This is a genomic window from Enterococcus mundtii, assembly GCF_002947535.1.
GTDB classification, from domain to species: domain Bacteria; phylum Bacillota; class Bacilli; order Lactobacillales; family Enterococcaceae; genus Enterococcus_B; species Enterococcus_B mundtii_B.
Genome location: NZ_PUAP01000048.1, coordinates 1 through 13792, shown reverse-complemented (window position 1 = coordinate 13792; position 13792 = coordinate 1). Strand labels below are relative to the sequence as shown.

General features: G+C 39.5%; 15 protein-coding genes and 1 pseudogene. 1 reads left to right on the top strand and 15 read right to left on the bottom strand.

The features are described 5' to 3' along the window. Positions 1-278 precede the first annotated feature (278 nt). The 7 genes from tsaD to galE all read right to left on the bottom strand — a co-directional run bounded on the left by tsaD (position 279) and on the right by galE (position 6689). Entirely contained in the window at positions 279-1322 is a 1044-nt protein-coding gene (gene tsaD / locus CUS89_RS14130; RefSeq protein WP_104872594.1) for a tRNA (adenosine(37)-N6)-threonylcarbamoyltransferase complex transferase subunit TsaD, read from the bottom strand. Next, positions 1319-1789: a ribosomal protein S18-alanine N-acetyltransferase gene (gene rimI / locus CUS89_RS14125; protein ID WP_104872593.1), complete on the bottom strand. Its 471-nt coding sequence runs from the start codon at positions 1787-1789 to the stop codon at positions 1319-1321. Before rimI (CUS89_RS14125) ends, tsaD begins: the two co-directional genes overlap by 4 nt. A gap of 6 nt (positions 1790-1795) precedes the next feature. After that, positions 1796-2338 carry a ribosomal protein S18-alanine N-acetyltransferase gene (gene rimI / locus CUS89_RS14120; RefSeq protein ID WP_104872592.1) on the bottom strand — a complete coding sequence of 181 codons (543 nt, stop codon included), beginning with the start codon at positions 2336-2338 and terminating at the stop codon, positions 1796-1798. After that, the gene (gene tsaB, locus CUS89_RS14115) at positions 2322-3044 is read right to left on the bottom strand and encodes a tRNA (adenosine(37)-N6)-threonylcarbamoyltransferase complex dimerization subunit type 1 TsaB (RefSeq protein WP_104872591.1); all 723 of its coding nucleotides are present in this window, start codon (positions 3042-3044) and stop codon (positions 2322-2324) included. Before tsaB ends, rimI (CUS89_RS14120) begins: the two co-directional genes overlap by 17 nt. A 134-nt stretch (positions 3045-3178) precedes the next feature. Continuing rightward, positions 3179-4174, bottom strand: coding sequence for a LacI family DNA-binding transcriptional regulator (locus CUS89_RS14110; RefSeq protein ID WP_104872590.1), 996 nt, complete (start codon positions 4172-4174; stop codon positions 3179-3181). A gap of 29 nt (positions 4175-4203) precedes the next feature. Beyond that, positions 4204-5688, bottom strand: coding sequence for a UDP-glucose--hexose-1-phosphate uridylyltransferase (gene galT, locus CUS89_RS14105; protein WP_104872589.1), 1485 nt, complete (start codon positions 5686-5688; stop codon positions 4204-4206). 11 nt (positions 5689-5699) lie between these two features. After that, positions 5700-6689 carry a UDP-glucose 4-epimerase GalE gene (galE, locus tag CUS89_RS14100; RefSeq protein ID WP_104872588.1) on the bottom strand — a complete coding sequence of 330 codons (990 nt, stop codon included), beginning with the start codon at positions 6687-6689 and terminating at the stop codon, positions 5700-5702. A gap of 246 nt (positions 6690-6935) precedes the next feature. On the opposite strand from galE, the gene CUS89_RS14095 reads away from it, so the two are divergent. After that, positions 6936-7103: a DUF3042 family protein gene (locus tag CUS89_RS14095; RefSeq protein WP_010735150.1), complete on the top strand. Its 168-nt coding sequence runs from the start codon at positions 6936-6938 to the stop codon at positions 7101-7103. A gap of 277 nt (positions 7104-7380) precedes the next feature. Here the strand turns inward: CUS89_RS14095 and CUS89_RS14090 are convergent, their stop codons facing one another. The 8 genes and pseudogenes from CUS89_RS14090 to CUS89_RS16465 form a co-directional block, all read right to left on the bottom strand. Next, positions 7381-9183: an FAD/NAD(P)-binding protein gene (locus CUS89_RS14090; protein ID WP_104872587.1), complete on the bottom strand. Its 1803-nt coding sequence runs from the start codon at positions 9181-9183 to the stop codon at positions 7381-7383. A 331-nt stretch (positions 9184-9514) separates the two neighbouring features. Further along, on the bottom strand, positions 9515-9910 hold the full coding sequence (locus tag CUS89_RS14085) for a rhodanese-like domain-containing protein (RefSeq protein WP_019723943.1): 396 nt from the start codon (positions 9908-9910) through the stop codon (positions 9515-9517). A gap of 14 nt (positions 9911-9924) precedes the next feature. Then, complete coding sequence (locus CUS89_RS14080) at positions 9925-10890, bottom strand: ROK family glucokinase (protein ID WP_019723942.1); 966 nt, start codon at positions 10888-10890, stop codon at positions 9925-9927. A gap of 2 nt (positions 10891-10892) precedes the next feature. After that, the gene (locus CUS89_RS14075; RefSeq protein WP_010735144.1) at positions 10893-11102 is read right to left on the bottom strand and encodes a YqgQ family protein; all 210 of its coding nucleotides are present in this window, start codon (positions 11100-11102) and stop codon (positions 10893-10895) included. A 19-nt stretch (positions 11103-11121) separates the two neighbouring features. Next, entirely contained in the window at positions 11122-11826 is a 705-nt protein-coding gene (locus CUS89_RS14070; RefSeq protein ID WP_104872586.1) for a rhomboid family intramembrane serine protease, read from the bottom strand. Positions 11827-11843: 17 nt separating this feature from the next. Continuing rightward, a complete protein-coding gene (locus CUS89_RS14065) occupies positions 11844-12395 on the bottom strand; it encodes a 5-formyltetrahydrofolate cyclo-ligase (RefSeq protein WP_104872585.1) in 552 nt (183 codons plus the stop codon). A gap of 366 nt (positions 12396-12761) precedes the next feature. Continuing rightward, positions 12762-13091 carry a hypothetical protein gene (locus CUS89_RS14060; protein WP_019723939.1) on the bottom strand — a complete coding sequence of 110 codons (330 nt, stop codon included), beginning with the start codon at positions 13089-13091 and terminating at the stop codon, positions 12762-12764. Continuing rightward, positions 13091-13792 (bottom strand): annotated as a pseudogene (locus CUS89_RS16465) (hypothetical protein); the annotation flags it as partial. The pseudogene CUS89_RS16465 and the gene CUS89_RS14060, both read right to left, overlap by 1 nt.

Sequence of the window (13792 nt, the reverse complement as noted above, 5' to 3'; positions counted from 1 at the left end):
TGCATTGAATTGTGAAGGCTTTCAACCTTCAGTTAAATCACCATAGAAAATAACATTATCCTTTTTATTTTCTACATTCCTTATACTATCACATAGAATTAACTGACACAATTTATATAACTTGAGTTAATCTAAGTTTTTTCGAAGTATATTCTCTTATCAGTACTCAGTTCATCATAAATACGTAATCGCTTATTTATAACTATATTTATAATAACCTAGATTATATCTATATAATCTTTTCTATACCTAAAGTACTTGGACCAATGTCAGGTAAATTACCTGACATTTTCCAATGAATCACCTAACACTAAACTTGGTTCTGCGTTCAATCGATAATCGGCGGTATGACCTTTGCCCCACTCGACGGATGCAGCGGCGCCAATCATTGCTGCATTGTCGCCACAAAGACGTAATGGTGGTACGATCAGCTCCAATTCAGGTAATTCTGTGGCCAAGCTTTCTTTTAAGCTTTGTCTTAGTCCTTGATTGGCAGCGACGCCACCTGCAAGGATCAATTGCTTCACCGGATAACTTTTGCAGGCGCGGATCGTTTTTGTAACCAAAACTTCGACAACACTGGCTTGGAAGCTAGCAGCGAGGTCTGCTCGATCTAATTCTTCTCCTCGTTGCTCCGCATTGTGGACTAAATTGATAAATGCACTTTTTAAGCCACTGAAACTAAAATCATAGTTATCTTCACGGATCATTGCTCGGGGAAAGTGATAGGCATCTGTGCCTTGATGGGCTAATTCATCGATTTCTTTGCCACTGGGATAACTCAAACCTAAGACACGTCCTACTTTGTCGTAGGCTTCTCCAGCGGCATCGTCTCTTGTTTCGCCGATGATCTCATAAGCGCCATCTTCTTCCATATAAACTAATTCAGTATGTCCCCCGCTGACCAACAACGCCATCAATGGAAATTCATATGCTTTTTCGAAGCGAGCGGAGTAAATATGTCCTGCCATATGATTGACCGGGATCAACGGTAGATGATTTGCCCAAGCAAAAGCTTTTGCTGCTGAAATACCGATGAGTAATGCCCCCACAAGACCTGGTCCTTCTGTGACGGCAACCGCTGTAAGTTGTTCAGCAGTCACTCCTGCTTCAACCAATGCTTCTTCAAGACATAAAGTAATCTGTTCTACATGATGGCGACTGGCAACTTCAGGTACGATCCCGCCAAAGCGTTTATGGCTATTGATTTGAGAGGCAACGATATTCGATAAGATTTCTTGTCCATCTTTCACGACAGCTACGCTTGTTTCATCACAGCTTGACTCAATTGCTAAAATCAATTCTGTTTGTTTTTCATTCATGGTTTTATCACCTCTGTTTTTAGCTTTGTACACATGATGACCGCATCTTCGACCGGATCATGATAGTAGGCTTTTCGTTTACCTACTTGACGGAATTTTTCTGATTCATAAAGGTGTTGTGCCGCCATGTTCGACTGTCGCACTTCTAAAAAAACACTATGCACTTGATTGGCTGTTTCTCGTTTGAGCATTTCTTGTAATAATTGTCTTGCTACACCTTTATGTTGCTCAGAAGTCAGCACCGCTAGATTCGTTACTTCTACTTCATCAAGTACTTTGGCATAGCCAATAAAGCCAATGATTTTGTCATCCTGATGAACAACTAAATAATTGGTTTGTGGCTGTTGGATATCTGACCTGAACTGTTCTTTTGTCCAAGGTGAACCAGTTAAGAAAGCATCATCACTGACTCGCCAAAGCTCCTCTGCTAATTTTGTATCATTGAAAGCTGTTTTTTCTTCAATCACTTTTTTTCACTCTTCTTTTAATAGTTTTACCATGTCTAAGGCATCTTCATTCGTTTCTGTATAATACCCTTTTTTTACTTTTCTTGATTGGAAACCTAGTTTTCGGTAGAGGCGTTGGGCATTCTGATTACTGATCCGTACTTCTAATGACATGGTCTCACATTGATTCATTCGTGCGAATGACTCGATTTCGTTGATTAGATAAGTACCGATACGTTGCCGTTGATAACTCGGACTGACCGCAATATTTGTGAGATGGCAATCAAGCCCTAATACTCTAGACCCAACAAAGCCAAATAATTCTTCATTGTCGAATATTCCTAGATATAAAGTCATGAATGGGGAGGTCAGTTCTGAGATAAACGCACTTTTTGTCCAAGGTAATTCCCCTAGATAAACTTCCCGTTCGATACTTAACAACGCCTTGACATCCTCAACTGTCAACTCTCGTAATTGATATTGCTTTTCGCCAACAGTGATCGTTTTTTCTGGATAATCTTCTTTTTCTTGAAGCATCGTCCGTAAGTAGGCTTTAAATTTTTTCAACATAGCTTTCTTCTCCTGGCGTATGTGTCTCCAACCATTTTTCTTCTGCTTCCACTCGTTTTAAGTAACGTGGTAAGAAGGCTTGGATATCGTTGACCGGATTACTTGAAGCCCCTAATTGCGCGACGACAACCCCACTCGGAATATCCCAAAGTGGCAATGGATTACGCTTAGCAGCAGGGATAGATTCGGCGATTTCTGCTGCGAATTTGTGGCAATCGCTACCGACAAAAGTGATCGATCCATCCATTTGTTTTAATTTTTCGGTTAATTCTACAAAAGCAATATGAGTGTCTTCTAGAACGTTTTCTAATGTTCCATGATGCCAGCGATAGGCACCAGCATAAACATTCTTTCTTCGTGCATCAAACATCGGTACAATGATTCCTTCGATTCCTACGCAATTTGCTGCAAGTACAGCCAGACTGGAAACACCAACCAATTCTTTGTTTAAAGCATATGCTAATGTTTTGGCAGTTGTGACACCGATTCTCAATCCTGTATAAGAGCCTGGACCGCTTGACACAGCAATTCGATCGATTTGTTCTGGAGTTAACTGGCAATCTGAGATTAATTGATCCAACGCTGGCATCAACGTCAAACTATGATTTTTCTTTTTATTGATTTGGATTTGACCTAACACTGTTTGATCTTCTAACACACCAACAGCTAAGGTTTGATTTGCTGTATCGATCCCTAATGTAATCATTTGACCGTTCCCTTCTACTACTCTAATATCGTTTATCATTGTAGCATACTTCGAGGTAAAAAAGGGGAGGAAAAATCAAGTTTGGCTCTCGCCGCTGTTGAGATTTCCGCCCCTTTCGTTGGATTGATGATCGTCTACTTAATCGTAGCTTTTTTTGTTGATTCTCGTAAAACTAGTTCCGTCGCGATCGTTATTTTTCTTGCAACCGGTGCAGTGCTATGAATTAACTGGAGCAATGTTTCAACTGCCAATTCCCCCATCCATTCGGTGTATACTTTGACCGTAGAGAGTGGTGGTGAGACATATTTTGCAACACTGATATCATTGAAGCCAATCACTGAGATATCTTGGGGAATGGTCAACCCCGCTTCTTTGATTGCCTTCAATGCACCAATTGCTAACGCATCATTCGCAGCAAACAGCGCGTCAGGTAATTCTTTTTCATTTAATAAAAAATCATGAACAGCTTGATATCCTGCCTCTACTGAAAAATCTGCTTCAATGATCTTTCCAGAGAGGTACTTTTCTTCATTGATCAATTTTTGAAAAATAGCCGGTCGAGGATCAGTCACCTGTGTTCGTTGCTGTTTCGTGTACTCTTTTCCGGCTAACATCACTAGTTGTTTGACTTCTTCTTGTAAGAAATGGTCCATCACTGAACGGAGACTTGATTCAAAATCAACGACTAAGGAATCAATGCCGAAGCTTGTGCCATCTGAATCGACAAGCAGAAGATTCTCTTGCGTACGTTTCAATTCATCCAATTGTTCCTCGTCAAACTTCCCTAGGGCAATTGCCCCATCTGCTGATTGCTCACTGATGGCATCCCACGTTTCTTTGATCAAGCGAATATTTGCTTCCTCCGCTTTTTTTTCGATCCCTAAGCGTATAGAAAGATAATAAAGATCTTCTAATTCTTCTTGGGTATCATACCATTGGATCAATTTGATCGTTTGTTTTTCAGAGGCTAGATTCTTATGATGTTTTTTATAATTCAAGTGTTCAGCTGCTTCAAATATTTTTTGTTTCGTTTCCAATCCTACTGACAATTTTTCATCATAATTCAGCACTCTTGAAACTGTGGCAGGAGAAACTCCCGCCAACTGTGCAATATCTTTGATCGTGGCCATTCGTTTCCCCTCCTGTAAGTGACCGATGCTTATAATGTTTCAGTAAAGCGCAAGAACGCAGCTCTTCCTTGTTCGTCCCGTTTGAAGACGCCGGCATCTTCTAAAACTCTGGCGAAGACTTGACCAACTGCTTCTTGGATAACAACTGTCGCAGTCTCTTCAGTCAAATCAGGATGCGCTTGTTTTAGCTGTTCTGCCCATTCACGATGATAGTCCGCGACTTCATTTCCTTCACCCAGTAGATATTGCTTCACTTCTTCCAATTCTGGTTTTAAGCGTGGCGGCAACACAGCCAAGCCCATGACCTCGATTAAGCCAATGTTTTCTTTTTTGATATGCTGGATATCACGATGAGGATGGAAAATCCCTTCAGGATGTTCTTCGGACACATTGTTGTCACGCAATACTAAGTCGATTTCAAAGTAATCATCTCTGCGACGAGCAATCGGCGTGATCGTATGATGTGGCGTACCATCTGCTGAATAGGCGACGACAGACACTGATTCATCTGAATAGTTCTGCCATTTGTTTAAGACCGCATCCGCTGCTTCTACTAATAGCTCTTTATCGGGCGACTGAAGGCGGATCACTGACATTGGCCATTTGACGATTCCCGCAATCACTTGTGGGTATTCACTTAGCTTGATCAATTTCTCCATCGGCACTTTTGCCATCGGAAATTCATGACGTCCAGCTTGATAATGGTCATGTGAAAGGATCGATCCACCAACGATCGGCAAATCAGCATTTGACCCCACAAAATAGTGTGGTAAGACTTCAGTGATCTTCAACAAACGAGCGAATGTATCTTTTGTGATGCGCATTGGTCGATGTTCTTCTGATAAAATGATTGAGTGTTCATTATAGTAAGCATAAGGCGAATACTGAAATCCCCAACTTTCTCCGTCTAAGTTCATTCGAATGATCCGATGATTGGTTCGTGCTGGGTAATTCAATCTTCCTTTATACCCTTCATTTTCCATACATAACATACACGATGGGTAATCGACTTGCACCGCTTTTCTTTCTGCAGCGATTTGTTTTGGATCTTTTTCAGGTTTAGATAGATTGATCGTGATTTCCAAGTCCCCATATTCAGACGGGTAAGTGTACACGATATTTTTAGCGATTGCTCGCGTTTTGATATAATCATTGTTGCGGCTCAACTGATAAAAATAATCCGTCGCTTCTTCTGGACTTTTTGAATAATGTTGGGCAAAAAAAGCATTGACAACGGATGGTGGTGGCGTCAAGAAATCCATCAATTGTGCTTCGAACATTTCTCGTTCAGCTGTTACATCCGTCACTAAGCCATTTTCTTTTGCTTGTTCAACTAAACGATTCAATAGATCGACCGATTCTTCCTGTACTGGACGCACCTCAAAAGAGTCCCCGGCTTCTTCGCCAATAAGACCTAAAATACGATTTTGTAAGTAGATACGGTCCATTTCCATCCAACCACCAGAAGCGATTGCTAGCGTAACAAAATCTGCAATTGTTTGACTAATCGTCATTTTCTTCCCACCTACTTTTCATACCCGTTAGGATGACTTTCATGCCATGCCCAAGCAGTCTTGATGATTTCTTTCACATCTGTATATTCAGGTGCCCAACCAAGGATCGATCTCGCTTTTTCACTTGAAGCTACCAAACGACTTGGGTCCCCCGCTCTTCGTGGTGCCATTTTCGCAGGGATATCACGACCTGTGACTTCTCGTGCTGCTTCTAGCATCTCTGTGACTGAATAACCTTTATTACTTCCCAAGTTGAAGAAGTTGCTTTCATTTCCAGCTTTTAAATATTCCAATGCTAAAATATGCGCAGCAATCAGATCTTCCACTTGTACATAATCTCTGATACATGTTCCGTCTGGGGTATCATAATCATCGCCATAGACCGCTAATGATTCTCGTTGACCTAAAGCTACTTGTAAAATGATTGGTACTAAATGGGTTTCAGGGGTATGATCTTCGCCGATCGACGCATCACTCTTAGCTCCTGCTACATTAAAATAGCGTAAAGCCACATAACGCATGCCATATGCTTCGTCACACCACTTCATCATTTTTTCCATCATCAGTTTGCTTTCACCATAAGGATTTTTCGGATTCGTTGGTGACTCCTCAGTGATCGGCGATTCTTTTGGCTCGCCATAAGTCGCAGCTGTTGAAGAAAAGACGATCCGTTTCACATCAAACTCGTGCATTACTTCTAATAATACTTGCATGCCATAGACATTATTATTGAAGTAGACTAACGGTTTTTCGACGGATTCACCGACTAACGAACTCGCTGCAAAGTGCAAGACGCCCTCAATCGTTTCTTTTTGGAAAACTCCGCGTAGAAATTCTTTGTCACGAATATCTCCTTCATAAAAACGTGCATCAGTATGAACTGCTTGACGATGGCCTGTCAAAAGATTATCCACGACTGCGACATCATAGCCCTTTTCGATTAATTGATCGACGGCATGGGAACCAATATAGCCTGCTCCGCCTAATACTAAAATTGTCATGTTAAGACTCCTTTATCCATATAATTATATTCGTTATTTATTTTAACAAAAGTGATGATCAGAAAACAGGGACTTTTTTTGACAAAACCTTCTTTCAATTTATTTAGTAAATTTATAATAAAACATTTAGTAAATTTTTTCAAGAATTTATTGTAAAGGGTTTCAAATAAAAAAACGAAAGACTAGCGTTTTTCCTTGTTTTGCTTCATAATAGAAGTGTCAAATAGATAAATGAGGTGAATCATTATGAAAAAATTTGTATCAGGCATCTTAGTAGGTAGCTTGGCTACAGTAGCAGCTGTCGCTGGTTTAGTAACTTCTGTGAAGAAAACAGTCATCGACCCAATCGACGAAAAAGAAGCAATGATTGAAGAAAATCGCAAAAAAGCAATGAGAAAACGTGTATCACGATAAGAGCGAGTGATTGAAGCATTCAGCTTCAAAAACGAAAAACCCAAAAATTGTTCTTCAATTTTTTGGGTTTTTTTGTTTCTAACGAGTTTTTTTCTGAAAGCTCATATTTTTAGGTAACGATAGAAATGCAAACTGACAAATAGCACAGTTGTGTTTCTTCTATCTCCCTCATGCTATCCAAAAAGAACGTTCCTACAAGAGGTTACTTCTGTTCCCGCCGTTTATTCGGTTTTAGGTGGTGGGAGAGAACTAATGTCCCACTGAAGGAACGTTCTTTTTATGATTCTTCTGCTAAAATCAGTTGTGCGATACGATCGATTTGTCTAAGGTTCCAAAAATCGACATGTGGTCTGGGGACTGAGGCTGTTAACCATTCTACCCCTTCAGTTGGGATGCCGATACAATACAAATTGTTTTGTACTTCTCCACGTGCATCGATCACACGTGAACTTTCTCGTTCGATTGCTACCGCACCAGAAACGAAATCGCCACTTGGATCATGCAACTGAAATGGCTGAAGGATCTGAGCATCACGTAGACTGATCAATGCTGGATTTCTCGTTGTTCGTAAGTCATTTTTTGGTAATCGTGCCTCAATAAGGTAATCACTTGTAAGCCCTTCTCGTTCGAGGTAAAATCCTTTGTCCTTTCCTACTACAGTAAAAGGAGGTTCCACCAAATGGAAAATCCCTGCATCGATCAACGCTGCTAATTCTTGAGTTCTTCGCAAAGGCGGACCGATAGTAAAAAACGCATCAAACGTATTGAACCATTGCCACAATACTTCTTTATATTCTTTTGCAGAAAAAACTTCCCATAGCATCACTTGATGCACCATGTTTCGCCAATCTTTCAATGCATCCAACGTCGCAATCAATGGACCGTCCACATTCCCTTTTTGCGCTTCATTGATTTGATCTTCGATATATCTCCGACTCATTTGTGGATAGGGTAACGTGTGGTCAGTCAAGTGAGCCAGTAAGTCCCATGACCACAAGTGGCTTAATAATTCTGGATATTTTTGCAGCCATTCCTTTTCTGTAGCTCCAAGAAAGACTTCTTGAAATTCGCTGAGAGAAATCGACAACCCATGTTCCTCGATCACTTTTTTATAATAAAACAATTCGAGATCTTTTTTTAAGTCAGCAAAGAACTCTTGTCCATTCAGTTTTTTGGTCCGATAGTACGTATTTAATCGTTCTTGCGTCAGAATGACTGGCTGTGCCACCTCGCCAACTTTTTTCTGGTTGCGTCCATGGGGATAGTAAGGTAACCCTCGCCGAGAGCCACAATAGACGATAGGTTCTTCTCCAGACGGACGATAAACCAATCGACCTTCCAGTTCTTCAAAGCGCCCGCCTCGTTGTTGCGTCAATAAACCGATATAGTCAAAAAAGCACAAACCTAAGCCCCGAATAAACACCGGCTTTTGGGCAGGAATCATCGATAAATCAACATCTGCTGGATTAGCTGGTCCTTGGTAAAATAAGTGATGCTCAGTTGCATACTCACTTAATTGGCTTTCTTCCGAGGTTTGTTCATGTTCCCAATGACCCGTTGCTAGAATCAGTTGATCCACCACATAGGCTTCTTCTTTAGTTCGCAGAATGAATTGTTTCTCTTTCTTGGTAGTTTCGATAACTAATTTTTGGATATAATCGAAACGATCAGAAAATCGTTCCTGTAGTCCTTCGTAAAACCATTGGAGATAGGCGCCGAAAAATCGCCGACTCGTTGGTTGGTTTTCTAATAAATTAGCCGCTTCACGTATAAACGCTTCTTTTTCCTTGATGGTTGTCTTACTGAGATAGGAAGGGGCAAATTCTTTCGCCCATTGATAGAGGTTCACTCCGTTAGCGATCACACCCCCACTGCTCAATGTCTCATCCGTAAACATCGTCACTTGGGACGACAATGAATTCATCAGTACTTCTTTTGGCTGATCGACTCGCCAAACCTTACCACCGATCCCACTTGGATCAAAAAGGAGGATCTCAATATCTTCTTGTTGTTGATTATAGAGTAAACGCTCTAACATGCTAAGTCCGCGAGGTCCTGCCCCGATGATCCCAATTCTCATCTATCCACCTACCTATATGTATTTGCTTAGTTGTTACGCATATATCCTTTTGATTACGCTCAATATGCGTTACGCTGATTTTCTTAGCTAACTCACTGAGGAGCAATAGTTCTTCATTTTTTCGTTTAGTGAACTACTGAATCCCTATGAACATCCGTAAATTTAGAGAACGATTTAGGAAATTCCTTGGAGCTTACTAACTCCGTCGTGTCCTCATATCCAATCATAGCATAATTTTTCTTCAATACGAAAAAACAACAAGAAAAAAGAGCGAATAACCGCTCTTATTCTTGTTGCTACTAAGGTAACATAAGAAGTACAGGACTCCTCGTTAGACTTTTTTGCTTTTGATTTTACCTGACCAGCCATCGTAGCCGCCTTTTAAGATATAGATATCTTGGTAGCCTGCTTTACGCAGTTGGTTGGCTGTACGAATACTCAAACTTTTCTTTTGATCATAAATGTAAACAGGTTGGTCTTTACGAATCGAACCAAGTGAATTTTTTAGCACTGTGTAAGGAATATTTCTAGCGCCTAAAATATGACCTGCATCAAAGACATCTTTTTCACGAACATCGATGACTTGTGCACGACGCATTCCTTCGCGAAATTCTTCTTCTTCAAGCATTGTTGCAGAACGTTTAGCCATTACTCGTAAGTAAACTTCCCAAAATACGATCGCTAAGATGATCAGTAATAAAATGATGTTAATAATCCATAAAACCATGTCGTGCCTCCACTTTATTCAGCATATTTCAAGGCTAATGAGGCAGCACCAATGACGCCTGCTTCATTTCCTAATTCAGCTAATTTGATTTTTGTTGATTCTCTTACTTGTGGGAAAGTAAATTCTTTGAAATATTTCTCCACACGACTGCGTAAGAATTCTCCCGCAGCTGATACGCCACCACCGATAACGATGCTTGATGGATTCAACGTGTTCCCTAAATTCCCACAAGCTAGTCCTAGATATAGACAGACACGATCGACCACCATCAAACCAAATGGATCATCTGCTTCTGCTAATTCAAAAACATCTTTACTTGTTACTTCTTCACCATTATCAAGCATTGCTTTCAGTCTTGAATCGCCAGCGTATTCTTCTGCTAAATGACGTGCTACTCGAACGACACCTGTCGCACTTGAGACAGTTTCTAAACAACCACGTTTGCCACAAGTACATTCGAATCCATTTGGATCGATCGTAATGTGTCCGACTTCTCCAGCTGCTCCCGTCACACCGTGAAGTAAATGACCATCCGCAACGATACCGCCACCAACACCTGTACCTAGGGTGATGAATACGACATCAGGATCGTTTTCACCTGCACCTTTCCAACGTTCGCCTAGTGCTGCGACATTGGCGTCATTATCGATGGCAAATTTGATACCCGTTCCTTCTTCAATCATTTTTTTGACAAATTGAAGCTCGCGCCAATTTAAATTGTACGCACCAATCACTGTACCAGCTTCGCTGTCGACTGTTCCTGGTGTCCCCATACCGATACCGATGAAATCTTCCGCTTTCATACCGTATAAGTTCAGACGATGATTGATAGATTCAATGATTTCAGGAATAATGTGTTTGCCATCATCCAAAATATTGGTATCGATACTCCATTTCTGTTGAATTTCTCCGTCAGGTGTCAAGATCGCAAATTTTGCTGTTGTTCCACCTAAATCAATCCCAATAATTTTTTTGTCCATGATCAAATTCCTTTCTTTCTGCTCTCTTCGATTCGGTGTTCTCTTTTTAAGATGTGCCACGCAGTCATATATGTTTCGTGATCGATCAAATGATTATCATAAAGCTTACGTAATTCGATCGTCATCAATTCAATATCATAAATCCGCGCTCCCACATAAATAAAGATACCAAATCTCTTGAATAGCTGTTGTACGTCGTATAAGCTTTCCATTTAAAGCACTTCCTTCACATTATACAAGTATTCCATAATTTTTTAAACCCACTAAAACACATATTATAAAAAGAAAGAGAAAAACGATCGACGATAAAATACGATGATGGATCGAGTAATCATTGGATCGATTTGGTAAACCTAGTAGATTCCCTATCAGGAAACCTCCGATCAAGCCACCAACATGCCCCCAAATATCCACTGAGGTATCTGATATACCGAATATAAAAGAAAAAACGATGAATATCATGTAACGGCGTACAAGCTGTTTCACCACATAATCATTTTTGTAATGAATACCAAGAACAAATAATGCACCAAATAAACCAAAAAGCGATGTACTTGCGCCACCAGATAATACATTCATTTCATTGAAGGCAAAACTTGTTATATTTCCCATGATACCACTTAGTAAATAAATCAAGAAAAAGCGCCAATGACCATATACCGTTTCGATTTGTGAACCCATAAAATACAAGACGACAGAGTTCAGTACAAAATGCATCATCCCAAAATGAATAAATATTGGTGTGATCAAACGCCACCATTCATGTAAATAGGCAACATGCTGGCCAGACATACCTAGTTCAAAAGCCACGCTATTACCAGGTAATACCTCCATTGCGATAAAGACGATTGTTTGGATCACTAAAAAAATCTGAGTTAAAAATGGCCCATCGAGCCAAGATTTTAATTTGAATTGTTGCTGCCGATTTACTTTCATATATACCCCCTTGATTTTTAGTCGCTCAATATATGTTGGATTTTCTTATCAAAGTCTTCTGGTTCCCAATCATTATGGATCATCTCTTTGAAAGTCAAGCTACACGTTTGATGCGGATACTCTTCCAGATAGCGATCATAATATCCTCCACCAAAGCCGATCCTGTACCCATCTAGATGAAAGATGATTCCTGGTACGATCAATAAATCAATCATTTGTGACTCATAAAGATGCGTTGAAACGGGTTCTAAGACACCAAAACTTGACCGTTCCAATACTGTGTTCTCAGAGAACTCATAAAATGCCATTTGACGTTTTGGCAATGTCTTGGGGATCACAACGATTTTTCCTGTGGCTCTCGCTTGTTCGATCAACGGTCGTGTATCTATTTCAAATTCATTTGAAAGTGTCAACCCGATGACTTTCGCCTGTTTCCAATACTCTGTTGCAAACAATTGCTTATAGATTTTTTGTTCTTTTTCTTTTTTATAGCCACTAATAGCAATTTTTTTAAGTTTATCGATACCAAACTGTCGGAGTTGTTCCTTTTTCTGCTTTTCGTGTCCCAAATAATCACCTGCCTACCTTCTTTTAAAATGGTAGCGGAAAACGGAGAAAATAGCAATTTAACTTTTTAGATTTTTGGATTTGTTCTGTCTAATTTTAGTTAGGACATCGATCTATCATAGCTTTGCTGGTTTTACATTCGTTGAACCTTGGGTAACCCGCGGCTACGTCATGTAGTTATTGCCATCAAATTCCACAAAAAACATTCACAAATTAGTTTTGACTAATAATGTGAATGTTTTTTATTAACTATGTTTCCTATTCAGTTTCAACTTACTTACTTATGAATTGAGTATTTTCAAGTATTTAAATGTGTTTAATCTTAACAACTCGATTTCTATTAAACCTTAGTTTACTTTTTTCATTTTTTAAAAAATATATAATATATCTTTTTTTGAAATTAAAGATTTTGGAATGACTTCTTCTAAATTCTCAATCCTAGCGGTCATGTATTCTTTCTCTTCTCCCTGAAGATTTGCTATTGCCCAGCTCTTCAGTAAATCTAATTCTTCCATGACAACTTCTAGTTTAGTATTATTAAATTCCGCACCATCTTGTATATATTTGATACCCAATTCTCCTATAGCTTTTTCCCAATACCTTTCATAAAATGATTGTGAGGATATGTTCTCACTTAATATAACTTCAGAGTTTTCCTCATAGATATCCCCATTATATTTAAATAATCCTACTGACATTATTTTTCACCTCCATATGTTACATTAAAATTATAGTCTGGATACTTTGTTTTAAGATTATTAATTTGTTCTTGAACAGCTTCACGCAAAGCTGGAGTATCTGTATCAATCCTAAATGTATAATCTTTAATATTTTTAATCTCATCCATGGAAGAAACTAAACTACTGTCTATACCAGATATACTAATTTCAGTTTGATTTAGCGCATCCAGTCTATTAGAACCTTTTTTAAATATATGTTTATAAGCCCACTGCTTTTCAGTTTGAGGAAAATCAGGATTTTCCATATATAGCTTAGAAGCAGATTTATCTTCATAAATAACCTTGTTAATTAAATCAATTTCATCTAATTCCGTATTTAGTTTTCCATGAATATTAATTTCTTTAGGATTACCCACCTCCTCAATCTTACCATTCTCTACATGCTTCACACCAGTGGTCGTCAATACTTTGTAAGACGCATAAGTAAAGCCTAAGATCATCAGGGCTTGACCGAGTTCAGATTCGTTGATCCATGTGTAGCCGTCTTTAACGTATTGCGAGGTAGAGACGATACTGCCTAAGAGTGGGTCTAGTTTTTCGCCAGTTTCATAATTAACACCTTGGCGCCAAGCCGCATTGACTTTCTCTTGGTAAGTATCATACGTCATGAACTGGATCAGTTCAGGTTCTAAGTAGTGACCTACTTTCGTGACATATTG

Bases quoted from the DNA above. Each gene is read 5' to 3' on its own strand.
- tsaD (WP_104872594.1), bottom strand. From the start codon at position 1,322: ATGAATGAAAAACAAACAGAATTGATTTTAGCAATTGAGTCAAGCTGT.
- rimI (WP_104872592.1), bottom strand. From the start codon at position 2,338: ATGTTGAAAAAATTTAAAGCCTACTTACGGACGATGCTTCAAGAAAAA.
- tsaB (WP_104872591.1), bottom strand. From the start codon at position 3,044: ATGATTACATTAGGGATCGATACAGCAAATCAAACCTTAGCTGTTGGT.
- CUS89_RS14110 (WP_104872590.1), bottom strand. From the start codon at position 4,174: ATGGCCACGATCAAAGATATTGCACAGTTGGCGGGAGTTTCTCCTGCC.
- galT (WP_104872589.1), bottom strand. From the start codon at position 5,688: ATGACGATTAGTCAAACAATTGCAGATTTTGTTACGCTAGCAATCGCT.
- galE (WP_104872588.1), bottom strand. From the start codon at position 6,689: ATGACAATTTTAGTATTAGGCGGAGCAGGCTATATTGGTTCCCATGCC.
- CUS89_RS14095 (WP_010735150.1), top strand. From the start codon at position 6,936: ATGAAAAAATTTGTATCAGGCATCTTAGTAGGTAGCTTGGCTACAGTA.
- CUS89_RS14090 (WP_104872587.1), bottom strand. From the start codon at position 9,183: ATGAGAATTGGGATCATCGGGGCAGGACCTCGCGGACTTAGCATGTTA.
- CUS89_RS14085 (WP_019723943.1), bottom strand. From the start codon at position 9,910: ATGGTTTTATGGATTATTAACATCATTTTATTACTGATCATCTTAGCG.
- CUS89_RS14080 (WP_019723942.1), bottom strand. From the start codon at position 10,890: ATGGACAAAAAAATTATTGGGATTGATTTAGGTGGAACAACAGCAAAA.
- CUS89_RS14075 (WP_010735144.1), bottom strand. From the start codon at position 11,102: ATGGAAAGCTTATACGACGTACAACAGCTATTCAAGAGATTTGGTATC.
- CUS89_RS14070 (WP_104872586.1), bottom strand. From the start codon at position 11,826: ATGAAAGTAAATCGGCAGCAACAATTCAAATTAAAATCTTGGCTCGAT.
- CUS89_RS14060 (WP_019723939.1), bottom strand. From the start codon at position 13,091: ATGTCAGTAGGATTATTTAAATATAATGGGGATATCTATGAGGAAAAC.